Origin of the sequence: Tolypothrix bouteillei VB521301 (assembly GCF_000760695.4) — a bacterium.
Classification (GTDB): domain Bacteria; phylum Cyanobacteriota; class Cyanobacteriia; order Cyanobacteriales; family Nostocaceae; genus Scytonema; species Scytonema bouteillei_A.
Map to the genome: position 1 here is coordinate 7,162,502 of NZ_JHEG04000001.1, position 25,392 is coordinate 7,187,893.

Annotated in this window: 13 protein-coding genes and 1 pseudogene; 10 read left to right on the forward strand and 4 right to left on the reverse strand. The window is 41.1% G+C overall.

Translation table 11 applies throughout. From position 1 onward, the window contains the following. Nucleotides 1–550: 550 nt before the first annotated feature. The 9 genes from HC643_RS29200 to HC643_RS29240 all read left to right on the forward strand — a co-directional run bounded on the left by HC643_RS29200 (nt 551) and on the right by HC643_RS29240 (nt 19,999). On the forward strand, nt 551–1,093 hold the full coding sequence (locus tag HC643_RS29200) for a hypothetical protein (RefSeq protein ID WP_038078892.1): 543 nt from the start codon (nt 551–553) through the stop codon (nt 1,091–1,093). 271 nt (nt 1,094–1,364) lie between these two features. After that, entirely contained in the window at nt 1,365–3,362 is a 1,998-nt protein-coding gene (locus HC643_RS29205; protein WP_050046745.1) for an endonuclease/exonuclease/phosphatase family protein, read from the forward strand. A gap of 207 nt (nt 3,363–3,569) precedes the next feature. After that, nucleotides 3,570–7,109, forward strand: a complete 3,540-nt coding sequence (locus HC643_RS29210; protein WP_050046744.1) for a phytase — start codon at nt 3,570–3,572, stop codon at nt 7,107–7,109. Between the two features lie 367 nt (nt 7,110–7,476). Further along, nucleotides 7,477–7,665, forward strand: coding sequence for a helix-turn-helix domain-containing protein (locus HC643_RS29215; protein ID WP_050046743.1), 189 nt, complete (start codon nt 7,477–7,479; stop codon nt 7,663–7,665). 745 nt (nt 7,666–8,410) lie between these two features. Further along, nucleotides 8,411–11,731: a DUF4347 domain-containing protein gene (locus HC643_RS29220; protein WP_050046741.1), complete on the forward strand. Its 3,321-nt coding sequence runs from the start codon at nt 8,411–8,413 to the stop codon at nt 11,729–11,731. Nucleotides 11,732–12,850: 1,119 nt separating this feature from the next. Then, complete coding sequence (locus tag HC643_RS29225) at nt 12,851–15,862, forward strand: peptidase domain-containing ABC transporter (protein ID WP_038078894.1); 3,012 nt, start codon at nt 12,851–12,853, stop codon at nt 15,860–15,862. Nucleotides 15,863–15,947: 85 nt separating this feature from the next. Further along, entirely contained in the window at nt 15,948–17,540 is a 1,593-nt protein-coding gene (locus HC643_RS29230) for a beta-barrel domain-containing protein (RefSeq protein WP_038078896.1), read from the forward strand. A gap of 787 nt (nt 17,541–18,327) precedes the next feature. Then, a complete protein-coding gene (locus HC643_RS29235; protein ID WP_038078898.1) occupies nt 18,328–18,894 on the forward strand; it encodes a Uma2 family endonuclease in 567 nt (188 codons plus the stop codon). Nucleotides 18,895–18,973: 79 nt separating this feature from the next. Further along, nucleotides 18,974–19,999: a DUF6745 domain-containing protein gene (locus tag HC643_RS29240; protein WP_038078899.1), complete on the forward strand. Its 1,026-nt coding sequence runs from the start codon at nt 18,974–18,976 to the stop codon at nt 19,997–19,999. 121 nt (nt 20,000–20,120) lie between these two features. Here HC643_RS29240 and HC643_RS29245 read toward each other — a convergent pair whose 3' ends face one another. Together HC643_RS29245 and HC643_RS29250 are read right to left on the reverse strand one after the other, a co-directional pair. Continuing rightward, nucleotides 20,121–20,840: a class I SAM-dependent methyltransferase gene (locus HC643_RS29245; protein ID WP_038078902.1), complete on the reverse strand. Its 720-nt coding sequence runs from the start codon at nt 20,838–20,840 to the stop codon at nt 20,121–20,123. Nucleotides 20,841–21,122: 282 nt separating this feature from the next. After that, on the reverse strand, nt 21,123–21,830 hold the full coding sequence (locus HC643_RS29250) for a pentapeptide repeat-containing protein (protein WP_038078904.1): 708 nt from the start codon (nt 21,828–21,830) through the stop codon (nt 21,123–21,125). Nucleotides 21,831–22,069: 239 nt separating this feature from the next. On the opposite strand from HC643_RS29250, the gene HC643_RS29255 reads away from it, so the two are divergent. Further along, complete coding sequence (locus tag HC643_RS29255) at nt 22,070–22,567, forward strand: DUF427 domain-containing protein (protein ID WP_038078906.1); 498 nt, start codon at nt 22,070–22,072, stop codon at nt 22,565–22,567. A gap of 39 nt (nt 22,568–22,606) precedes the next feature. Here the strand turns inward: HC643_RS29255 and HC643_RS29260 are convergent, their stop codons facing one another. Next, entirely contained in the window at nt 22,607–24,979 is a 2,373-nt protein-coding gene (locus tag HC643_RS29260) for a GAF domain-containing protein (protein ID WP_038078908.1), read from the reverse strand. Nucleotides 24,980–25,195: 216 nt separating this feature from the next. Next, nucleotides 25,196–25,390: pseudogene (locus tag HC643_RS29265) on the reverse strand (Uma2 family endonuclease); the annotation flags it as partial. Nucleotides 25,391–25,392 lie beyond the last annotated feature (2 nt).

The following is a 25,392-nucleotide window of genomic DNA, read 5'->3' on the forward strand; positions in this document are numbered from 1 at the left end:
TAAGTTATTTTTTAGGTTATCGAAATGAATTTTTGTTGTATCAATCAATTAATTACTTCCCCAGCAAAATGGATGATTCCGGAAAATTACTGAGACAATAATCATTTTTGAAGATTATCTGTTACTTTTATATAAGAATGGCAGTAAGCCCGTACTGTTGAGAGAGTGAGTGGGAGTGATAAGCTGGGTACAGCTTGTGCTTCGGGAGCGCACGAATGTGGATGCAATACTCTACTCGGTTAGTGATTTTTTGTAATAGTTTGGGTGGTAATGAAGCGTTGAATCAATTTCTCAAGTAAACAGTAAGACAGTATGTTAAAAAAGGCATATCCCGTACTTTCATTCTTGCTGACACAGAACAATCAGAGATAATTACACAGTCTAAGCTAGCAACCACCGAAAACGATCGCAATACCCAATATTAAATTGACAAGCCGAAGTAGACGTGATTTCCCATTGTGTTATCTTATAATTAGGCAACTAATTATCAGGTAGCTAATCAAATACGAACTGTCATTAAAGAATAACCCGATCGCAAAAGGAGAACTAGATGAAAAAGTTGAGTGTCAAACCTAAGAACTGGTTAGTATCTTTCCATGTAGCCTCTGGAGGGATTTGGTTGGGGACAGCACTTTGTATTGTGGTAGTCGCCATTACGAAAAAAAACATACCAAATGGAGACGAGCTTTATGGTATCAACTCAGTATTAAAGTTTATGGATGATTGGGTAATTATTCCAACTGCTAATCTGTCACTCATCACGGGTGGATTGCTTTGTTGGCTGACTATTTGGGGATTTACGAAACACTATTGGGTTATTGTGAAATGGGTAGCGACTGTGACCTTAATTACCACGGGAACAATCTGGCTGGGTCCCTGGTTAAATACCATGACAGCTATTTCCGAAACAGAACGACTACAGGCTTTACACAACCCACTGTACAGATTTCACCAACAGGGTGTCATCATTGGCGGTGCTATTCAAACTGCTTGCTTGTTAGCGATCGTTGCAATTTCAATAGTTAAACCTTGGGGAAGACGGCTAGTCAAACAATCAAAAGACATCGAAGAAGTAGTTTCTTCAAACAGTTAAACCCCGAACGGTAAATTAACACAGCGCAATAATAACTCGATCGCGAGCGCGAAGTCAAAAAGGTCGTGCTATGGTTTTACATCACTTTCACCACGCACGATCTTAAAAATATCTCTCACAACTTTATTACGAATATTTATTAGCTTAGTACTATTCATTTTTTATCTTCGCGAAGAATTGTTATTACTAGAGTTAAGTTATGTCTTAACCTATTCCTAGTGAATTCTTAAACTAACTAGTATAACTTAATGGTGCGGAATACAAATCAATTATGCTTATTTCTTCTTTGTCAAGCTGGCTACATTGGTTGATGGTTCTAATGTTTACTTCTCTGATAAACATTGTTCCTTTTTCTAGCGATCTTGTTAATTCAAATAACATTATCTATGGATTAGAAAATGCGATTGCACAAGCCTCTGATACTGTACGCATCCACGATATTCAAGGTGCAAGTCATACTTCTAAATTAGTTGATGAAACAGTAACAGATGTCCCTGGAATAGTTACATTAGTACTTGGTTCGGGTTCCGGTCGCGGTTTCTATATACAAGATCCAAACCAGGATAACGACGATGCAACATCGGAAGGGATTTTTGTTTTCTTGGGCAATTCCAGTATTCCCAATCCCAATATTGGTCAATCGGTAGCGGTTACGGGAAGGGTAGGTGAATTTCGACCGGGAAACAATACTAGTAATTTGACAACAACTCAAATTTCTGCCAACGGAACGGGTGGTGCTGTTCGAGTTATCGATTCTTTAGGAAAGATTAACCCCACTATTATTGGTGTGGAAGGTCGCATTCCACCCAATACTGCAATTAGCGATGATTTTACAGCAGGCGATCGCGGTAATGTAGAAACAGAGGGTGATTTTGAACCAGCATCAGAAGGAATAGACTTTTATGAAAGTCTCGAGGGTATGTTAGTTCAAATTAACAATCCCGTAGCAATTAGCCCTACTAACGAATTTGGAGAAATTTGGGTACTTCCAGACAACGGTTCTAATGCAACGGGACGCACGATTCGCGGTGGAAGTCTCATTTCATCTAAAGATTTCAATCCCGAACGCATTCAAATAGATGACGCCCCTGCTATATCTGGTAAGTCTCCCGAGGTGAATGTCGGTGCAACGTTAGGCACAATAACAGGTATAGTTGATTATAATTTCAATACCTATGAAGTTTTGCCATTTTCCATAACTGTTAACGCTCCGAGTTCTTTAACTAAAGAAACAACAAATCTTACCCCACAAGGCAACAATCTAACTATTGCAACTTTTAATGTTGAGAACCTTGATACCAAAATAGAAGCTCTCGACAAAGTTAACGCACAGCAACAAAGTAATGTTGATGATGATTTAGGGAGTGGTAAATTTACCGCACTTGCCGATCGCATTGTTAACAACTTGCGTTCTCCTGACATTATTTCTCTAGAGGAAATTCAAGATAACACCGGAGCAGAAATCAATGATGGAGTGGTAGAGGCAGATCGGACTTATGAAGAATTAATTAATGCGATCGCAGTTTCAGGTGGTCCTGTATACGATTATCGCCAAATCAATCCAGTAGAAAGAGAGGATGGAGGTCAACCGGGTGGTAATATTCGAGTTGGTTTTTTGTTTAACCCCAATCGAGTACAATTTGTAGATCGTGCTGGAGGTGGATCGACTACTAACACGACAGTTAACAACATTAACGGTCAACCAGAACTTTCTGTCAGTCCCGGAAGAATCGATCCAACTAACCCCGCTTTCAATGACAGCCGCAAATCTTTGGTAGGCGAGTTTATCTTTCAAGGTCAAAAACTGTTTGTTATTGCCAATCACTGGAATTCTAAAGGTGGAGACCAACCCCTGTATGGTCCAAATCAGCCTCCTGTTTTAACGACAGAAACCCAACGCCGCCAACAAGCACAAGTTATTAATGACTTTGCAGACAAGATTTTGGCAGTAGATCCCAAGGCTAATATAGTGGTTGCAGGCGATTTGAATGATTTTGAGTTTTCTGAACCGCTCAATATTTTAAAAGGAAAGTCAGGTGGTTCGGGTAAGACGGTGTTGAGAAATTTAGTAGAAACAATAAGCGCAAACGAACGATACACTTATAATTTTCAAGGCAATGCTCAAGTTTTAGACCACATCTTAGTTAGCCAAAATCTCTTTAAGAAATTAAAGGGTTATGATGTCGTTCACATCAATTCTGAGTTTGTTGCTCAAGATAGCGACCACGACCCCAGTGTCGCTCAATTTAATTTAAAAGTTAGTAGTTAGTAGTTGCCGGTTAGTAGGGGCGCAAGACCGCCAACCCGTACAGTGATTTGCCGTTTCTTCAATAACAACTAACTACTAGCAACTCACAAATAACGAGCGTGCAAATAATTTCGCAGCCAATTGACACCTTATATGACCAGTGACTGGCGCTCGGCGTTCGCCCAGGAACGAGATTAAATCCAAAATCTAAAATCCAAAATCTAAAACATGGTGACTACCAACACGATTCGCTTTTCTCAATTCAATGCTTCTTTAAACCGTGGTGCAGAGGGTCAGTTAATTCAGGATTTATCTACCCCTGAAAATACACAAGCAAAATCCGTTGCAGAAATTATTCAACGTACTAACCCAGATGTACTGCTGATTAACGAGTTTGACTATTACGAGCCAGACCCATATAAAGCGGTAGAACTTTTTCAAAAAAATTACCTTTCCGTCAGTCAAAACGGTGCAGATCCGACTGAGTACCGTTACGCTTACATCGCACCTTCCAATACTGGTATCTCATCTGGATTTGACTTAAACAACGATGGTACAGTCGTTACAGATCCCGGTACGCGGGGATATGGTGATGATGCTTTCGGGTTTGGTGAGTTTCCCGGTCAGTATGGGATGTTGCTGCTATCAAAATATCCTATTGATACCGAAAATCTGCGGACTTTCCAAACTTTTTTATGGAAAGATCTGCCAGGATCTTTGTTGCCTACAATTGCGCTTCCCGATTCCAATACGTCTTGGTATTCACCAGAAGAACAAGAGGTCTTGCGTCTTTCTTCTAAGAGTCATTGGGATGTTCCTATCTTAGTGAATGGCGAGACTATCCATGCTTTGGTTAGCCATCCCACACCGCCTACATTTGACGGACTTGAAGACCGCAACGGTAAGCGCAACTATGACGAAATTCGCTTCTGGGCAGATTATATTACACCTGGAAAAGGCGACTATATATATGATGATGCAGGGAATAAAGGCGGTCTTGTTGCTGGGTCGCGCTTTGTGATTATGGGTGACCAAAATGCAGACCCCTTTGATGGTGACAGCTATAACAACGCTATCCGACAACTGTTACTCAATCCCGGTATCAATACGAATTTTATTCCTTCAAGCCTTGGTGGTGCTCAACAAGCAATTTTACAAGGTGGGGCAAATCTGACTCATCGAGGGAATCCTGCTTTTGACACTGCAGACTTTGCTGATACAGCCCCAGGAAACTTACGAGTAGACTACGTACTGCCATCTGCTGACTTGCAAATTAGCAATTCATCTGTTTTTTGGCCTCTCAATACAGACCCCCTGTTCCGATTGGTAGGCACATTCGATCCAACTTTACCTGGTGGATATCCCAGTTCTGACCATAAATTGATTTGGGCAGACTTGCAAGTTCCACCAACAGAAGCAGGGAGAACTGTTCCCGATGCGGACTTTTTGGGACAAACAGTATTTCCTACTGGCTTTATTCCTGATGGTGCGGCTGGAATAACTGCACTGGGCGGACTGTCTGGTATCACCTATGATGCTGCAAATGATGTCTTTTATGCTGTCTCTGACGATCGCTCTCAATTCGCGCCTGCCCGATTCTACACCTTAGAAGCCGAATTTTCTCAAAAAACAGGGTCTCTGGAAAGTGTAACCTTCACCAATGCTATCACCCTAAAAGACGCCAACGGTCAAGAGTTCGCGCTCAATAGCTTAGATCCAGAAGGAATTGCACTCACCAACAAAGGGACAGTTTTTATTTCCTCAGAAGGAGAGGCAAATATCAATGCAGGTCGTGTCACCAATCCCTTTATCAATGAATTCTCCCTAACCACAGGACAGCAAATACGCTCTTTACCTGTTCCAACAAAGTTCCTACCCGTTGTGCAAGATACCAACGGTAACGGGATTGTGGATACAGGAGATACTCAGGTATCTGGTATTCGCAATAATTTGGCATTTGAAAGTTTAGCGATCGCACCCGACCAAAAATTCCTGTATACAGCAACTGAAGCCTCCTTGTTTCAGGATGGTCCCATTGCCAGTCTCAATGGAGGAAGCCGTTCTCGGATTCTTCAATACAACTTGGTTTCCGGTCAACCAGAAAAAGAATACCTCTATATCACCGATCCAATTGCTACACCTCCAAACCCGGCGACGGGGTTTGCTGACAATGGTTTGGTCGATTTGTTAGCAATTGATAACCGAGGTACTTTACTTTCCTTGGAACGTTCTTTTTCTGAAGGTGTTGGTAACACAATCAAAATCTACGAAGTCAGCTTGCAAGGCGCAACTGACATCAAGTACTACGATTCTCTCAACACTTTAAGTCCCGAAGAGTTAACAGTCATTCAACCCGTTGAAAAACGCCTTTTGTTGGATCTCAACTCACTAAAGCTACCCACAGGTACGGATAATATTGAGGGGATCTCCTTTGGACCGAAATTAGCGGATGGTCGTCAGTCCATCGTGTTAGTAAGTGACAACAACTTCAGCCAAACGCAATTTACCCAAATCATTGCTTTAGGTGCAGACTTAGTTCCCACCGCAGCACCCACAGTTGAAACCCGTCCCGACCTATTTGATGACCCCAAATTACCACGCGACCAACGGGCTGATGCAGATGACCCGGCAATTTACCTCAATTCCACTAATCCAGAACAAAGTCTGGTACTGACAGTGGTTAAAAATGCAGGTTTGCGAGTTTATGACTTGTCAGGTAATTTGTTGGAGGAAGTGAACCCTGGCAATATTCGCTACAATAATATTGACCTGCAATATGGCTTTAACTTAGGCGGTCAGCCTGTTGATATTGCCGTAGCGACAGACAGGAATAACGACAAGCTGGCAATTTTCAAAATTAATGCCCATCCCAATGCTTCAGGTCAATACCTAGAAGACATTACTGATAACGGTCTTGGTAGTTTGTTTCAATCATTACCGTATGAACCTCCTTACTCCCCATCACAACGAAGTGCTTACGGAGTTGCTTTGTACCGCAGCCCGGTAACAAACGATTACTATGTCTTCGCCAATCGTAGAGAAACTGGAGATGTTACACAGTTAAAGCTGGTCGATAAAGGTAATGGTAAGATTGGCACTGAGTTAGTGCGGAATTTTACCGTACCCACAACGGCAGGACGCGATCCGCAACTTGAAGGTATGGTAGCAGACCAAGAACTTGGCTATCTTTATATTGGTCAGGAAGATGTAGGTATCTGGAAGTACCAAGCAGAACCTAACGGTGGTACAACAGGTGTGTTAATTGACAAAGTTAAAGATTTGGGTGGGAAATATCTAGAAGATGATGTTGAAGGATTAACTATCTACTACGGCAACCAAGGTACTGGTTACTTGTTAACATCGAGTCAAGGTGATAGCACTTTTGTTGCCTATACTCGTGAGGGTAACAATGACTTTTTAGGACGCTTTGCTGTTGGTAATAATGGACCCATCGACAGCGTGCAAGAGTCGGATGGTGCAGATGTTCTGAATGTACCTTTAGGACCTAACTTTCCCTATGGTGTGTTTATTACCCAAGATGGTAATAATTTACCTGCACGATTAGTTGAGGATGATGGAGAGTTTGAGAATGTCAATACTAATTTTAAGTTAGTCCCTTGGGAAAATATCGCCTATTCATTCCCAACTCCTTTAGTCGTAGATACAACTAGCTACGATCCTCGCAATCCCAGCCCTGACTACTTGTTCGATTCTAACAGCACCATTGCTAGTCCACTTGAGGTTACACCTCTCGGAGATATTGCTTGATTGAGCACCCAATCTGCGATCGAGTCAAACATTTCCTGACACTCCCACCTCTTTTTTAAGGGGTGGTTTTCTTGACCTCAACCCAACTTATAATTTACACCTCCACAGCGAAAAGCCATGGAGGTGCGAATTTGTTTTATATTCAGGGTCTTTATATGAGCTGACCCCGTTTGAACGAAAAATTTAAGCTTCTATTTAGATTCTCATCGAATTAGTTATTTTTTGTTAAATTTAATATTTTCTTTATTATTGATAAAGTTTCGATCGTTTTTTCTACGAAATGATAATTCTTTTAATTTTTCTTCATTATTTGCTATACTCTAATTAGATCGCAATCTAATTAGGATTGCAAGGAAAGCAACAGAATATGCAAAAGCACGGTGTTTCACTGGCAGAAGCAGCAAGACGTTTAGGCATGAGTCAGAGCGCTTTGTATGTGGCTGTGCAAAAAGGACAAATCCCTACCTTGAGAAGAGGTGGGAGAACTGTAGTTCTTCCAGGATCGTTAACAGATTATCAAGTCAGACAGCGCCCTACCGACCCTTACAGGCTGTAAAGATCTCTGGGCGATCGCATCAATGAGTTTTCAAGTATTCTTAAGCACTTAGTGTATGGGTTTCTCAGACTAAGTGCTTTCTTATTGCTACGCGGCTTGTAGTGTCAGTTGGAACGCTTACCCCACCAAAGTGCATACCCCAGGATATGCGGTGGTGTACACAAGTCTTCTAAAGTGCATTCTTGAGGTTTCGATCCCCCCTAACCCCCCTTAACAAGGGGGGAACTGAGCTCCAATTCTCCCTTTTCACGATGTTTCATCTCTTTTCTAGAGATCTGTACACCACCGTAGATCTGGGGTTAGTAGTAGATCGACTCCTGGTCTGTCCTTCCGAGACACGTTATGTGCTTTGAAAAAATTGAATTATTTTATACAGGTAGGGAACTTACTCAAGGAGTTGCCGTCTGAGCAAATTAGGCAAGTGCAAAGTAAGTTTTACAGCGATCGCTTGCTAGTTATTTTATAACCCTCGTGCCTACCGATCTCCTTCGATTTAGTAGGAGCAATTATGTAACTTAAAGGAATTTATTTTCCTTTAAAAATTATTTTTTAAAAGAGAATATATATGAATGCGAAGGCTCTCATACATATTGAAATTTTGTTCAATATGTATGAGAGATTTTTTATTTTTGTTTTAAAATTTACGATTTTATTTTAGAAAAAAACTTTTTATCTGATAGTTTTTAAAATTTCTTGGGCAACTTAAATACATAACCTTGTATTGTGGTTTCCAGGAAAGATAACAATGAAAAATATTCTCTTTATTGATAGTGCTGTAGATAAGTACAAGATTTTATTAGAAGGACTAGTACCAGGTATTACAGCTGTTATTCTTGACCCGAATCGCGATGGAATCGAGCAAATTTCCCAAATATTATCCCAATACAGTCTAATCGAAAGCGTTCATATTGTCTCCCACGGATCTCCTGGAACCTTATATTTAGGAAATAGCGAACTGAGCCTTCATAGTTTAACAAAGTATTCTAACGAACTACAGAATTGGTTTTTGCCATCATCCCATCTCCCAAATCTGCTTCTTTATGGCTGTAATGTAGCAGCCGGTGATGTAGGAGAAGAATTTATTACCAAACTTCACAAACTTACTGGAGCAAGTATTGCAGCAACAGCCCGTCCTACCGGAAACGCTGCTTTAGGTGGCAATTGGAATTTGAAAGTTAATGTAGGTAGTGTTGTTAATTCACCACTAGCATTTACAGCAGAAGCAATGGCTGCATATCCTGCTGTACTGGCTTTGTTTTCTCTAGGTAGCTATAGTAGCACAACTACTTCTAGCATGACTTCTAAAGTTACGGTAGAAGGAAGTTATGCCTATACAGTTGATAGTGAATTGGGCTTACAAATTATTGACATTACCGATTCTAAAAAACCTACCTTTAAAGGAAAATACAAATTTTCAGATAATAGTGAAGTCAAAGGCGTAGCTATTAAAGAAAAATACGCCTATGTTGCTAGCTTCAGTTCGGGTTTTCAAGTTGTCGATCTCACCGATCCTGCAAACCCCGTTACCAAACTTAATGATTCGACTTCTTGTAACACGGCAGAAGATATAGCCATTAAAGACAACTATATTTTCGTTGCTGGCGGTATTTCCGGTCTGAAAATTTTTGATATCAGTGACCCAACCCAGCTCGTTGTTAAAGGTCAATACAAGCCGACAAATGGCTCTATTAGAAACGTAACTGTAAAAGGTAATTATGCTTACGTTCTTTCTGAGTCAGGCTTATTCACATCAACCCTACAAATTATCGACATCACCAACCCCGATAGCCCCGTTCTTAAAGGCAGTTACAATACCTCAAGCACAGCTTATGAAGTCAAGATAGAAGGGAACTACGCTTACATTGCTGCTGGCTTTTCGGGAATGCAAATTGTTGATATCAGCGATGCGACCAAGCCAACTTTAAAAGGCAGTTTTGATACTTCTTATAATGTCTTTGGTGTCAGCATTGTAGGCAATTTAGCTTACATTGCCGATGGTAATATGGGCGTGCAAGTCCTTGATGTGACAGCTCCTGAGACTCCCATATCTGTTGGGACTTACCAAACCACTGGTATGGCTAAAGGTGTGTTTGTCGTAAACAACCAAGCTTACATTGCTGGAGGTTCTACAGGGCTGGAAATTGTGCTGAACAATACTCCTCCTACTGCTGCTGACAAAACTATTAGCGTTGATGAAGACACCGTCTATGCCTTTGTTATGGATGACTTTGGCTTCACTGATAGCGATGATGGTAGTGACGGCAGTAGTTTAAAAGAAGTACAAATTACGGAACTGCCACTAGTCGGTCAGTTGTTCAAAGATACCAATGAAGATGGTATCCAAAATGATGGCGAAGCTATTACCGTTGACCAAAAGATCGCATTTGCTGATATCTCCAAGCTGAAATTTAAGTCCATTGCAGACGCTAGTGGTACTAATTACGCAAGCTTCAAGTTTAAAGTTAGTGATGGTTTGGAATACAGCGCTGTAGCGTATAAGGCAACAATTGATGTTAAGCCCGTTAACGATGCACCTGTTCTCAGTGACACTGACGTCACTCTCAGTGCTGTTATCAAAGGTGCAAGCGCACCAACAGGCGCAGTTGGTACCTTAATTTCTTCTTTAGTGAAACTGGAAGGCAATGTTAAAGATGCAGACACTGATGCACTCACAGGTATTGCGATTACTAAACTTGATACAACCAAAGGCAGCTGGTTCTACAGCATCGACAACGGTAGCAAGTGGACATCTTTGAGTTCTGTATCGGATTCTAACGCTCTACTCTTAGCCGCAGATACCAATACCCGTATCTATTTTCAACCCAACGCCGAGACTACCGGAAAAATTAGCGACCTTTTAACCTTCCGTGCTTGGGATCGAACTAGTGGCACCAATGGTAGCAATATTGACATAACAAGCAGTACGAACGCAACTGCTTTCAGTACTACGACTGACACAGCTGGAATTACCGTCAAAGACGCGAGTGATGGTACAGATTCTGGCAGTACTGGTGGTTCTGTTAACGTCAAACTGAGTTTAAAGATAGTACCTAACAATCTTTTCCTTTTAGGTGATGCTTCTGAAGGTGGCAAACTCAAACTCCATATTAAGCTTGACGGACACAAATCCAAACTGGTAAATGAATTGGGAGTATGCGTTGTTGATGATGACAAAGGCACAATTGACGGTATTGCTCCTGATACAGAAGGTTACGCCCAAGCTGCATTATCAAGAGCACAAGTAATTTTCTCGTCTATTGCCAATGCTCCTAAAGGGTTTAGTTCAGATCTGACGCGTCTTTTAGAATTTAGCGCTGGTGCAAAGCTCAAATTCTTCATGATTAAAGACGGTACCCTTGATGGTGTCATGTCTGGTAAGATTTCCTTTAAAAATGTCCTCTTTGCTGATACGAAAACGCAAAAGACCACAGACTTGGGAAATGGAGAGTTTGCTCTAGATTGGGATGAGTTACTTGAGGGTGGCGGTGCTGACTTCCAAAAGTTGAAAATCAAGATTAAAGCCTCAAATGAAGAAATGCCTTTAGGAACTGGTTTGCAAGGTACATCAGGTGGAGAAGTCATTGATTTACGAGAAGCAAAAACGGAAGTTAAAGCAGAGTTTACCATTCATAGAGAAGCAGCATTTAAGAACTTTGTCTGCTTCTACCAGATGGCTGATGCAAAAGGTGGTATCGATATCAATGGTGATGGTAAGGCAGACCTGATGCCTGGTGATGAAGGTTATATCAAAGCAGCAATGAATGCTCGTGTGTCTGGAATTAACCTATCAGTAGAAAATCAAAGTTCTGCAACTTTCTCAGGCGTTTTCCAAAAAGGTTCTGTCTTTGCGCCAATGATTATTGCTGATGGTACAGCAGAAATGCTTTTAGATAGTGACATTAAGAACGATCCTGCTGTGTACTTACCTTTCTTAGGCGCTAACCCAAATAAAACAGACCATATTCGCTTGTTGGGCAGCAACTGCTTTGGTTTTGAAGATTTACCAGGTGGTGGTGACAATGACTTTAATGATATCGTTGTTAAGGTGAATTTGAAAACCGCTTAATTCTTGAAAACTCCAACAATATGTAGAGACGCAGCATACTCCGTCTCTACAGGATAAAATGCAAGATTGCTTGTCATGTGAAAACTAAGTTTTCTCAAAGAAATTCCTCTCTAACTCTCAATTACAATAAGGGAGAGATTAGAGAGGATTTTGTGTACTTTAAAAGCACAAACTGATATACATTAGGCAATATCAAGTCTAACTGTATTCAAATTGACAACAAATCAGTATCTCTACCGATCTTTTTAAGAATTATTAACAAGATAGAATGTTAAATTTTTAAAAAACATTAACAAAATTCATTTTTTTATCAAAACGCCGTAATACCCCATCCGTCTACACGAAGTAGGGTGGGGAGTGTCAATTAACGGTAACAGATGCAGAGAAGCCAGTGCTACAAGAGAGCCAACCAGACCACGAGTCCCTTCCAATCCATCAGGGTGATTCAGAGGGGTAAATTCAAGTTGTGCGTACACGTTAGCCTTTGAGAGAGGGTCAGGGTGAGGGCTATCTTCATTCACCTATGTGAAAAATTCAGTGCTTTTACTTATTTAAGTGTAAACGACTCTAGAGCTAAACTTAAGTTCCAATCGATTCTGGCTGAGTAAATTATAAGTGAACTTACAGAACGATTCAATTTTATATTATTTTACCTTTAATTATTAAGAAAATTTAAAAATCACACTATTTTTTTATTTCCTAAATAGGATGAAGTGTCGTTTTCCTACTTTCCTAACAACACCTATATGATAAGTTTTTTACGAAAAGCCTGCTTTTCTTGCTTAATTCTGCATACAAACTTCACAAATTCTGAAGGCTTCCTGGTTAAAAATGTTATTACTAATACACAGTTAAAATAAATTTCTTTTGTTAAATAAGTATTAAGTGTCTCAGTGTTGTGTTTCAGATCCCGTAATTGACTACAATGTTTATGGAAGAAGAATTCATTAAAATGTGTTAATTTATACAGTACGTGTTTTCTCTACTCCTTTCACAGTCTTTTCGTTCTATTCAATTGAAAGGCGTTTGTCAATGGGGGATGGCGACAGAACGAAAAAAAAGTCACAGTCAACAAAAAGAAAATCAAATACGTAACCTTAACTGACAATCTCTATCAGTATGACTTATATAAAGAACACTGCATTTCTAGAATTTCTTACAAAGATAGAAGGGTTTGACCAATTACCACAAGAGGTCATAACCGCGATCGCACAAAAAGTCCAAGCTTTACGCTATCGTATAGGTCAGAAAATAGTCGGGAAAGAGAAAATACCGGATCGCATCGCCATTCTTTATGAAGGGAAAGCAAGGCTGTTGGCGTATGACCCCCGCACGCAAATGCCAAACACCCTGAAATTGCTAGAACCGGGAATAATTCTAGGAGAAATCAGTTTGTTCCGCAATATTGCCTGCGAAACAGCGATCGCATCCAATGAAGTTATTTGCTTAACAATAGAAGTAGCAGAGTATTTAAAGTTACTTGCAAATTACCCAGGTTTTGCCCAGAGGCGTCAGGAAAAATCTCATCTTATCGAGATATTTGATGTTATAGGTGCTCAACCAGAAGTCCAAGCCCATGGTGGGTTAAGTCTCAAAGAACTAGCACTCAACGCTTACAGTCGTGCAAAAGTGCATTATCTTCCACCAGGAAGAAATTCATTGAATCAGTTAGAAAGCGAAAAAATTTGGTTTGTCAGTGGCGGTGGGCTTGTTCAAGATTTTCTTCCAACAAATCGATTGGAACCCAGTGATAGGTTAGACAGACTCGAGGTGCAGGGAAACAACCCCGTGCGGTTGATTGGTTTGGAAGCGGAAGATTTGTTTTTCTTAGATGAAGAACCAACACCACAAGCGGAACCAATCTCCAGCCTAAATGTCGATACTGAGCTAGATATTCCCTACGCAGCTAACGAAGATTTACCACCATCACAACCCCCAACTCCACAGACTGCAGCCAAAGGTAATAAAAAATACCAGTTTTATGGTGGGAAGGGACAATTAAATTCTACTATTGCCTGTTTCCAAATGGTCTCGAAACATTTGGAAATGCCATTTCGTAAAGAAGTGGTTCGCCGGGTTCTTTCCGACCAAATGAAACGTGGGGGGACAATTTCATTTCAGCTGTGTGCTTATCTCTCAGAACTGATTGGATTGAGGGCGCAACTTGTCGATGTCCCCACAGCTTCCGTAACGCGCCTTCCAACACCAACAATGATTCGTTATGACGATAGCTATGCGATTTTGTATGAAATTAGCGATCGCACAGCAGTTCTGGGTGTCCCCTCCAAAGGAATTGTACGCCTTACACCAGCCGAACTGATCGAGCGATTGGAAACAGAGGAAAGCAGTTACCCGCCACAAGTGAGAGTATTATTACTCTCGCGTACCACAGCAACACCCCAACAACGGTTTGGCATTAGTTGGTTTACCCCCTACCTGTCACGCTACCGCCGAGTCCTGATAGAAGTGTTCCTAGCGTCCTTTTTCGTACAACTAGCAGCGCTAGCAAACCCATTGGTTATTCAGTTAATCATCGATAAAGTCATCGCTCAAAATAGCATGAGTACCTTACACGTTTTAGGTGCTTTGCTGTTAGTTGTCGGTTTGTTTGAAGCCGTACTTGGGACACTGCGGACTTACCTGTTTGTTGATACAACCAACCGCATTGACATGGGTTTGGGCTCAGAAATTATCGACCACATGCTGCGTTTGCCCTTACGGTATTTTGAACGCCGACCTGTTGGGGAACTTTCCACCCGGATTAACGAGTTAGAGAATATTCGACAATTCCTAACAGGAACAGCATTAACAGTAGGGTTAGATGCTTTGTTCTCAGTAGTTTATGTCATCGTAATGTTGTTCTACAGCTGGCAACTTACATTAGTTGGCTTGGGAACAATCCCGGTGTTTGTCATCATTACACTCATAGCATCACCCACAGTCAGCAAACAACTCCGTACCAAAGCAGAACGAAATTCCGATACGCAATCTTATTTAGTGGAGGTTATGTCAGGAATTCAAACGGTGAAAGCGCAAAACATTGAGTTACGCGCTCGTTTTTCCTGGCAAGAACGCTATGCGCGATACGTAGCAGCCGGATTTAAAACCGTGGTGACCTCTACCCTGGCAAGTTCTACAAGTAATTTCCTCAACAAACTTAGCAGCTTACTCGTGTTGTGGGTGGGCTCTTATTTAGTTTTGCAAGGAGAATTAACCCTAGGGGAATTGATTGCCTTCCGAATTATCTCAGGTTACGTAACCAGCCCTATATTGCGTTTGGCACAACTGTGGCAAAACTTCCAAGAAACAGCCTTGTCACTGGAACGCTTGAGCGATATTGTAGATACACCACAAGAAGCAGAAGAAGACCGCGACAACATTCCTTTACCACAGATAGTAGGGTCTGTCAAATATGACAATGTGTCCTTCCGGTTTGCCAGCAACGGTCCATTGCAACTTAGCAACGTCAATCTCGATATACCAGCCGGGAAATTTGTTGGCATTGTAGGACAGAGCGGTTCGGGAAAAAGTACGATGATGAAGTTACTTCTGCGACTCTACGAACCCGAAGCAGGCAGAATCTTAGTTGATGGCTACGATATTTCTAAAGTGGAGTTGTACTCCCTGCGGAGACAAGTCGGTGTTGTGCCGCAAGAAACACTGTTATTTGATGGTACGGTGCAAGAAAATATTGCCCTAACCAATCCTGAAGCCACAACCGAAGAAATCATTGAAGCAGCAAGAGTCGCCGCCGCCCACGACTTTATTATGAACTTACCGAACGGCTACAACACGCGAGTGGGAGAGAGAGGCGCAGGACTATCCGGGGGACAGAGACAGAGGATTGCTATTGCACGTTCTGTTTTACAAAGACCAAAATTACTCGTTCTTGACGAAGCAACAAGTGCGCTAGATTACCCCACAGAACGTCAAGTCTGTCTCAATCTGGCAGAAGAATTTGAAGGAAGTACCGTGTTCTTTATTACACACCGTTTGAACACAGTCAGGAATGCAGACATTATTATTGTAATGGATAGCGCCAAAGTCATCGAAATGGGTACCCATGAAGAGTTAATGGCTGCACGGGGTCATTATTTCTACCTTTACAATCAGCAAGACGTAAAACTCTAATTGGTTAGTAGTGAGTAGTTAGTAGTGATTTGTTCTACTAACCACTAACCACTAACCACTAACCACTAACAAATTTAAAATCACTATGACTCAACTCAATGAAAATCATTTAAATGGCAATAGCCGTAACGGTCACTCAAAGAATGGAACTAACTCTCGAAATCGGGTAAAGACAGCTGACCGCCAAGGCTCGAAAGCATTTGAGACAGATGCTAAAAGATACATTACTGAAGAATTTGACCAATCAGTTGTCTTGCGCCAATCACCATTTTGGTCGCGTACCATTATGGTAACGTTGATGACATTAGCTGCCTTTGGAATTGGTTGGGCTTGCGTTGCTAAAATTGAGCAAGTTGTACCTGCAACAGGTCAATTAAAACCAGAAGGAACTGTCAAAGAAATTCAAGCCCCCGTTAGTGGTGTTGTCAAGGCAGTTTATGTGAAAAACGGACAAAAAGTTAATCCTGGGGATTTGCTACTACAGTTTGATGCTTTGACTTCCAATGGTGAGTTAAATTCATTAAAGAAAATTCGAGCGGCGTTAACTCAAGAAAACCAGATTTACCGCCGCTTAATAGAAATGGGTTCTGGTGTGGCAGCAGAAATGGAATTTTTGCGAGGGAATTTGCCTAAAGAAACAGCGTTTCTATTGAAAAATCGGGCAAATTTAATAGCAGAAAACGAACTGTTACGACAAGAGTTTAAAAATACGGGTGGCGTTGCGGGGATGACAACGGAAGAACAGCAACGTTTAAATATTGCTAAAAGGGAATTAGAATCTCGTGCATCTGCGGCGTTATTGAAGGTTGAGCAAAGCCGGAGAAAATTGGCTCAAAATCAAGTTCAATTGGCAGATGCTAAAGGGAATTTGGCTATCGAACAGCAAATTTACAGTAGGATCAAGATTTTGGCAGAAGAAGGTGCGATCGCACAGCTACAATATCTCCAACAAGAAAGAAAAGTCCAAAACTCACAAGCAGAAATAGCACAACTTGTTCAAGAACAGCAACGACTGCAATATGAAATTGCTCAGGGGCAACAAGAGACAAGAAATACAGTTGCTGTTTCTAGCAAAACAGTTTTAGAAAAGATAGCAGAAAACAAAAAGCGGATTGCAGAAATTGATAGTCAATTATCAAGAGTGTTGCTCGACAATGAGAAGCAATTGGCTGAAATTAATAGTAAAATTCTCCAAGCGCAAACCAATATAAAATATCAAGAATTACGTGCGCCCGTATCGGGAGTTGTTTTTGACTTACAAGCAAAAAATCCAGGTTTTGTAGCTAATACAACTCAAAAGTTACTGACAATTGTACCAAATGATAGCTTTGTAGCAGAGGCATTTATTACTAACAAAGATATTGGTTTTGTCAAAGAAGGGATGAAAGTTGATGTTAGGCTTGATTCCTTCCCATACAACGAGTTTGGCGATATTAAGGGAGAATTGGTTTGGGTTGGTTCAGATGCATTACCTCCCGATGAAACACATCAATACTATCGTTTTCCCATTAAAATTCGTTTGGCAAAACAAAATTTAGATGTTAAAGGTAGGACTATTTCCTTGCAATCGGGTATGTCTGTGACTGCTAATGTCAAAGTACGTGAAGAACGCACAGTTATGAGTTTGTTAACTGATATGTTCACTAATGAGGTGGAAAGTTTAAAACAGGTTCGTTAAGGATACTTCCCACAAACAAAGTACTAACGAAACCCAACATTTACAGGTATTTGTTGGGTTTGTCCAACGTACAAAAATTCGAGAGCCTTTGCAGTATTGAGGGGAGCATCCCGAAGAGCGCCAATTGCCCTCAGAATAGAATTCTGGGGCTACGTAAACAAAGTCCACCTGCGTGGACTTAGCCTGTATAGTCGAGGCAGTGCGTTGCCCAGAGCAGCGCCGTGCCCAGAGAAGTTGCGGTGAGTCCAGCCCTGAAAGCAGGTTTACGGCACGAGGGGACTGGCGAACCCGTAAGGGCTTGGGGGAAACCCCCAAGCCGCAAACTGCTCTGGGTTACCCCCGTTGTAGCACCTGCGGTGCGATTTCAATCGCAAACGTGTTTTTTCCAAATTGGGATACTCCCGTATTAAGTTGCAACACCCTCCTATAGGGGCGACTCTCTAGTGTAGTAGCTACCAGAAATAAGTCGATAGCAAGTCGGATTCTCAAAATCTTAATTATTTGTTAAAAAAATTTTAAGAAGTTGAATCTATGAGAATTCTTCGAGAAGCTTAAAGCCTTATTTATTCAAGAACAATCTCTATCATATCAGAGACCATTACTGTATACTTAAATTATGAGCATGAACACTGCATAAATGCTGAGGAAAAAATTAAACACGAGCACATAGCTGTGTTTCAAGCAGATTTAGAGTATTTGGTTGACAAAGACGGAAAGCTTCATATCCTTATCGTCAACGAAGTTCTAAAACAGCTATTTGAAGGCATAGAGATCGAGGTACGAGCGCATGAGAAGCACAACGACTGAAAAAATACGGTGGACAATTGCCGATCTAGAGCTATTTCCAGATGACGGAAAACGTTATGAAATTATTGATGGAGAATTATTTGTGACTAGAGCGCCTCACTGGAAACATCAAGAGGTATGTGTAAAAATAGGTACACAATTAGAAATTTGGTCAACTCAGACAGGATTGGGAAAAGTTGCCTTTGCACCAGGTATCATTTTTACCGATGCTGACAACGTAATTCCTGATGTGGTTTGGGTAAGTCATGAACGATTGACAGAATTATTAGATGAAGCAGGATATTTGACAGGTGCGCCAGAATTGGTCATTGAGGTATTATCTCCTGGAGAAAAACAGGAAAAGCGAGACCGTGAGTTAAAGTTAAAACTGTACTCAGTTCAAGGAGTGCATGAATATTGGATATTTGACCGCGAAAGGCAAAAGGTGGAGATTTACTGTAGAGAAAATGCTATTTTGAAACTTGCTGCAACCATGTATAAAGACGATAATTTAACCAGTCCTCTTTTGCCAGGATTTAGTTGTACTGTTGAACGTTTGTTCGGATAATAACAATAAAAAAACGCATAGCAGCGAACGGATGCATCGCAACTGCAAACCAGCGATCGCTATTTGCGCCCAGTGAGTTATGTCACCAAACAAAATTGAAAAACTGACTCCGGAGCAAGAAGCTTTGATTCCTGTTTATCGGGAAAAGTGGAGAAGTATTTTACTTTCAACTGAAAGGATCGATCGAGAAAAAGCAGCAGCAGCAGTACAAGAAGCTTATGCTTTAATCGGTCTATCGGCACCTGAGATTATTTTTTATAATAGTCCTAACGAAGCTTGGAAAAAACCTTGGAATTGGTATGCCATATCTGAGAAATTCTATTTGGAAGATTCAGATGCTCTATTGAGAGAGGTTACAAACCAGCTTGAAGATGAAGTAGAAAGTAAACTATACACTGAGATTGCTCAACAGTTACAAAATCTATGGAGGGAAATGGATTTCAAGCTGTGTTGGGATATAGATATAAGAGACGACTTTTGTGTGCAATTTAACTGGACTACACCTGTAGATTTAGCTAATAACTTAAGTGTTATTGACTTTTGTTATTCTGTCTTAAATATTTCTCCTTCACAAAATCAATGGTCAGTATGTCAGAGGTTAGCTCAAAATTGTGGCTGGATTTTTCATAGTGAAGGACTGTGTGGAATTTGCGATCGCCCTACCAAACTCTCCTTCGACCAACAACAACGGCTTCATGCTGAAGGCGAACCAGCCATTCAATTTAGTGATGGATATAGTCTTTATTCCTATCATGGCGTAACATTACCAGAGAAATATGGCAAAATACATCCAAACGAATGGCAAGCTCAATGGCTTTTAGAAGAAAAGAACGCTGAATTACGACGAGCTTTAATTCAAGGTATCGGCTACTCTCGCCTGCTCTTAGAATTGCAAGCGACAGAGTTAGATGTCTATCAACAATACACTTTACTACAGATAAATCATCCTGTAGATATCGAGCCAATCTGTTTACTAAAGATGACTTGTCCGAGTACAAGCTTTATTCACGTATTACGCGTACCACCTAATCTAATATCAGCACGGGAAGCCATTCGCTGGGTAAATTGGGGAATCGATCCAGAAGATATAAGAGTGCAGACTTGAATTTGCTATTGTAAAAAAGTGCTATGCGCTTGCACAGCACAAATACTGACCGGATGGAAGCAGTCTTCCGGTAACCTAAAAACTTTCAAAAAGTAATATGATTGACTGCTGCTTGTAAGTGCTATGGAAAATGCACTTTGTATAAGTCAAACAACTCCCCTTCCAACTGTTTATCGACCTTAGCACCGACAGATGAGATCGCACCTTTCCAAGCTTCCATTGATTCTAGAAAAACCTCTGCACCTAAATATGTTTCTAGAACAGCCCAATCCAAAGCTAACGGTTTTTCCGGATTGAGAACATCAAAAACAAAATATCCTCCCCCTTTCAAGACTCTCTTAACTTCCTCCATTACGCCCAACCAGTAATCAAGGGGATAGTAGCAACTCCAACCTGTTGCGATCGCAAGGTCAAATTGAGCGTTATCGTATTGCAATTGACGAGCACTTCCTAAAGCAACACCTTTAAATAGCTTGGAATTGAGTTGAGGACCGCGACTATTCAAAACATCTCGTGCTACCGTGCTGATTTCTTGACCGGAAAAAAGAGCTTCCCACTCCCGCCAAGGATAAATTAAAAAGCTAACACCACAACCAATATCCAAACAGCGCTGATTCTTGCGAGGAAGCTGTATTTCCCAAAAAGGAGAAGCAATTTTTGCATTCAAAATTCCCGTTACCCATTCTTGATAAATCGGCATAGATTTGACTTCTTCTGGGAGTTCTGAAGCTTCATTTTGATATTGTCGATTGAAGCGAGTGGCAACAATTGTTTCGATTTCAGTATAGTCTTGATGTTTTGTTAGGGAAAGCTCAGTAAATTTAGACGGTTTCTTTTCCATAGGTTCTACATGACACGCAGTGATGCTCAGTTTTAACCTAAAAGGCTCACAAAGCGATCGCTTTATAGCCATCATAACCTTCACGCTTTATGCCTGTAAGCGTCAGCAAATTATGCTGGAAGTCAATTTTATACCTTAGCACAACAAGTACAAAAAACTTGACAAATATCTATCTTGTGATTTCCGGTATCACAAGATAGAATTTTTTCGCGACTAGTATAACGCTTGTGAATGAGGCTTTTGTCTCAATACTAGTGGTATGGTTATTTCCGCCGCACTCCACTAGTCATTTTCCTCTGCGTTTAATACTGTTTTATCCAAATTAGCCTTCTCCAGATTAGCGCCACTGAGGTTAGCGTCATGAAGGTCTGCTTCACTTAAAGAAGCATGAGTCAGATTTGCTACAACAAGCTCTGCACCAGATAAATCTGCCTCATCGAGCTCCGCACCACTTAAGTTAGCTTCCTTCAGAGTTGCTTCATTTAAAGAAGCTTGGTGTAACTCTGCTACGACTAAGTCCGCTTGGTTGAGATTTGCGTCATTCAAGATCGCCCCATCTAAAACGGCTCCATCCAAAATTGCTTCACTCAAATTTGCTCCACTTAAATCTGCATCTGCCAAAGAAGATCGACTTAAGTCCGCGTGACTGAGGCTTGCTTGAGTGAGTATTGCCCTGTCTAAGATTGCTCCCTCCAGCATTGCTCCATCTAGAACGGCAGCACTCAAATCTGCTTCAATCAGGTTAGCTTCACACAAGATAGCGCCATTCAAATAAATACCTTGCATTTTGGCATGATTTAAGTCAGTTTGGCTCAAATCGGCTCGACTTAAGTCTGTCTCGCTTAAGTCAACCCCACTCAAATTAGCTTTTCGCAATTGAATGCCTTGTAAACTTTTTCCACTCAAATCTACTCCACTTAAGTCAACTCCATGAAAATTGCGTTCTCCAGAAGCATAACGTTCGAGAACTTCATCAGCATTTATGGGCATACTTTTTGTTAACCTCTATATGAAGCTTGTATAGTGATTACTATCTATCTTGCTTGTTAAAACTAATAACCGTGTGAGCTAGAAGGCGTATCTGTGAGAGAGAAAATTTTCCTTTGCTTTCTCTACCGTTAGAATGATACTAGTCATGCATTGCATTAATTTTGTAGAGTAGGTCTGAGTGGTTGACTCATCAGAATTAATGCGATAAACCACTAGTCTCCCAAAGCCAAGCATCAAAAATGCCTAGACCTCAACGTATTGAACCCAGCCCCGGACAAGAATCAGTATGGGATTATCCACGTCCACCTCGCCTTGAGGACACAGACAAACACATTCAGATTGTTTTTAATGATCTCACTATAGTAGATACTCGCGGTGCCAAACGCGTTTTAGAAACAAGTCACCCTCCTGTGTATTACATCCCACCTACAGACATTAAGATGGAATATTTATTGCCGTTATCTCAATCCAGCTTTTGTGAGTGGAAGGGAAATGCAGGTTATTATACAGTTCGTGTTGGTGATAAAGAAGCTCAGAGTGCTGCATGGTTCTATCCCAACCCTACACCTAGTTTTGCATCAATCAAAGACTATGTAGCTTTTTACGCGCATCTTATGGATGCTTGTTACGTTAATGGAGAGAAAGTACAGCCTCAACCAGGGAATTTTTACGGCGGTTGGATTACAAGTGATATTGTTGGACCTTTTAAAGGTAGCCCTGGTTCTTGGGGATGGTAGTTATTTTCTTAAGAAGGCAAAAGCCAGAAAGCCTTTCGCCTAACTTAAACTATTGCCATAAATATTTTTAAAATCATTAATAATACTTGCAATTTCCAGAATCATTTGCTCGGTAGCATTAATAGCTAGTGTTTGCTCGTTTGTAGCTTGAGTAATTTCCTCTACAAGCAAGTTCATTTGAGTATCGATATTTGTAATCCCATCGAATTTTTCTTGAATGACCTCTACCCATTGAGTTCCTGCTGTGACTTGCTCTGCTCCCATCCCAATAGCTTCAAATGCCTCTTGGATCTCTACCTGAATTTTTGCCACAAAGCATTCCGTTTCTTCTATATTCCCTTTCAACTGTCGCATCGAACCTAAAACTTTATCTGCTAGTGCAATACTCTCTTGGTCGCTACTGTTTCGAGTTGCTTTAAGTGCAACATTCATAGCTTGAAGATTCAGTTCGGAAATGGTATTGCTGACATACAGCACGGTTGAGGATAGGTTTTGCGATAACTCATCTATAAGTTCAATTTTTTCAGCAGCTTTTACAATGGCTTGTTGGATCGTAATAACACTACTGGTCATGCGATCGATAGTTTCTTGACCCGTTTGTACAACACGTTCAACTTCCTGTCTTTCGAGTTTCAGTTGTTGAATAGTTGCATCAACTGCGGGAACTAAATTAGCCACAACCTGAATGCGATCGCAAGCAGCTTGGACACACTTCAATTGTTTTGAGGCTTCTTCTGCTATACTCTGAATCGCTGTTTGTCGCTCTCTTAGCAGTTCTGATACCTGATGCTGAAGCACTTCATTTTGGTGATACTGCTGAACAGAGCTTGCTTCAACTGCTTGGTATGCTTGCTCTATCTGATTCACCAATCGAGCATGATCGAGAGCAAACCCTACTTGTGCAGCGACTTGAGCAAATAAATCAATTTCTACCTGTCGCCAATTACGGGGTGCAGAGCATTGATGGGCAATCAATAAACCAAATAACTTATCGTCTTTGAGAATAGGAGCTACTAAATTTGCCTTCACCGCAAATGGTTCTAGTTGACCGATATGACAGGGACTCAAACCCGCTTCATAAACATTGTTGGTTGCTTGAACCCGTCCTGCTTGATATTGGTCTACGTATCCCTCTGCAAAACAAGGGTCTTTAATATTCGCTCGCAATGCCTTTGGAAACCCAGGAAGCACTGATTCAGCAAGGACAGTTCCGTACCAGTTTTCATCAAAACCAAACACGAGCACTCGATCGCTTCTCAGTTCCTTGCGAGTTTCTTCTACGGTAGTTTTGAGAATATCTTCCTCATGCAAGGATGCACGAATGCGTCGGGTAATGTCGATAAAGACTTGACGCCGATCCGCTTTTTCATCCACTTGCTCTAACAACCTAGCATGGTCAAGCGCAAATCCAATCTGGGACGCTAGCTGAGTAAATAAATCAATCTCAGGCTGCTGCCACGAACGAGGACCGGAACACTGATGGGCGATAAATAAACCGTATAATTGGTTGTTTGTAATAATTGGAGCAATAAGATTTGCCTTCACCGCAAATCGTTCTAGTAGACCAATATGGCAATCATTTAGACCTGCTTGGTAAATATTGTCAATTGCACGAACGCGACCCTGAAGATATTTTTCTACGTAACCTGCAGCAAAACAGGGTTCGTGTATTGTTGACCATAAAGCTTTTGGCAAACCAGATCCGACTGATTCTGCCACAAAAGTTCCATCCCAATTTGTATCAAAGCGAAAGACGCTGACACGGTCAGTTTTAAAAACTTCGCGAACTTCCTCAACCGCAGTTCTCAAAACATCTTCTTCAGAACGCGCTCCCCAAATGCGGTGACTGACACTAAGTAACAGTTGTGAGAGTTCGGTTGCCACTTCCTGTTTCCACAGTAATTCTGGAAGTTGGTCTTCTATTAATTTTAAATTGGCTTCTAATGCCACCAGTTCGTCTTTTCCACCTACGCGATCGCGAATACTCATCCCTTCTCGATACAGCCGATTCACCACAGCCGTAGAGGTTACCGCAGCATTGAGAACCTGACGCACGGCACGATTCATGAAGAAGGTTGCGATCGCACCTGCCGATAATGCTGTTACGAGAGTACTCATCAGCAAGATTTGTCTTTGGCGCTCCAGTTCGGATTTTGCATTTTGAGATTGTCCTGCTTGGGAGCTTTGCTGGTGAGCCACCTGAGCGCCCAAATAACTAGCTGTACCGACTGCCAGTACTGGAAATACACTAACAGTAAGTGCCAAAGCCATCGCTTTCTGCTTCAAACTCCATTGTTGCCTTTTGTTTCCTGAAGGAAACTCTGGTGGCTTACCATTCTGAGTAGAGTTGCCACGAGAATTTTTGGCAATAGTTTCACTGGTATGAGGTTGAGAGGATGGGGTTTGAGTCATGAATGATGTTCCATTATCTCATAGGCTAGGTAGATAGTAGATGCTGACGATGGAGAGTTTTGAGAATTAAAGAATTATATACTGAGATAAAATAATTGATGCTCCGTTAAGATCTACACCGTATTTACCGAGACATCAGGATAAAAATATTTGGTCAATAATTTCCAGAAGACAATCAGTATCATTATTGATTTATATAAAAATTGGTCGGAAATTTTAAATAAAACCAGGAAGAATATCTTCTTCAGATAAACCTGTAGGAGATTGTCAAACTTCAGGTGTTCTATCAAGATGATAAAAGACTGCTTGTTTATCTTTGGGATTAATTAACCAACCCAGTTGTAAGCCATTCGCCAAGTATTCTTGCATCTTAGCTTTAGTATCTTCTACATCATCAGTTTCAGAAACCAGTC

Bases quoted from the DNA above. Each gene is read 5' to 3' on its own strand.
- HC643_RS29200 (WP_038078892.1), top strand. From the start codon at position 551: ATGAAAAAGTTGAGTGTCAAACCTAAGAACTGGTTAGTATCTTTCCAT.
- HC643_RS29205 (WP_050046745.1), top strand. From the start codon at position 1,365: ATGCTTATTTCTTCTTTGTCAAGCTGGCTACATTGGTTGATGGTTCTA.
- HC643_RS29210 (WP_050046744.1), top strand. From the start codon at position 3,570: ATGGTGACTACCAACACGATTCGCTTTTCTCAATTCAATGCTTCTTTA.
- HC643_RS29215 (WP_050046743.1), top strand. From the start codon at position 7,477: ATGCAAAAGCACGGTGTTTCACTGGCAGAAGCAGCAAGACGTTTAGGC.
- HC643_RS29220 (WP_050046741.1), top strand. From the start codon at position 8,411: ATGAAAAATATTCTCTTTATTGATAGTGCTGTAGATAAGTACAAGATT.
- HC643_RS29225 (WP_038078894.1), top strand. From the start codon at position 12,851: ATGACTTATATAAAGAACACTGCATTTCTAGAATTTCTTACAAAGATA.
- HC643_RS29230 (WP_038078896.1), top strand. From the start codon at position 15,948: ATGACTCAACTCAATGAAAATCATTTAAATGGCAATAGCCGTAACGGT.
- HC643_RS29235 (WP_038078898.1), top strand. From the start codon at position 18,328: ATGAGAAGCACAACGACTGAAAAAATACGGTGGACAATTGCCGATCTA.
- HC643_RS29240 (WP_038078899.1), top strand. From the start codon at position 18,974: ATGTCACCAAACAAAATTGAAAAACTGACTCCGGAGCAAGAAGCTTTG.
- HC643_RS29245 (WP_038078902.1), bottom strand. From the start codon at position 20,840: ATGGAAAAGAAACCGTCTAAATTTACTGAGCTTTCCCTAACAAAACAT.
- HC643_RS29250 (WP_038078904.1), bottom strand. From the start codon at position 21,830: ATGCCCATAAATGCTGATGAAGTTCTCGAACGTTATGCTTCTGGAGAA.
- HC643_RS29255 (WP_038078906.1), top strand. From the start codon at position 22,070: ATGCCTAGACCTCAACGTATTGAACCCAGCCCCGGACAAGAATCAGTA.
- HC643_RS29260 (WP_038078908.1), bottom strand. From the start codon at position 24,979: ATGACTCAAACCCCATCCTCTCAACCTCATACCAGTGAAACTATTGCC.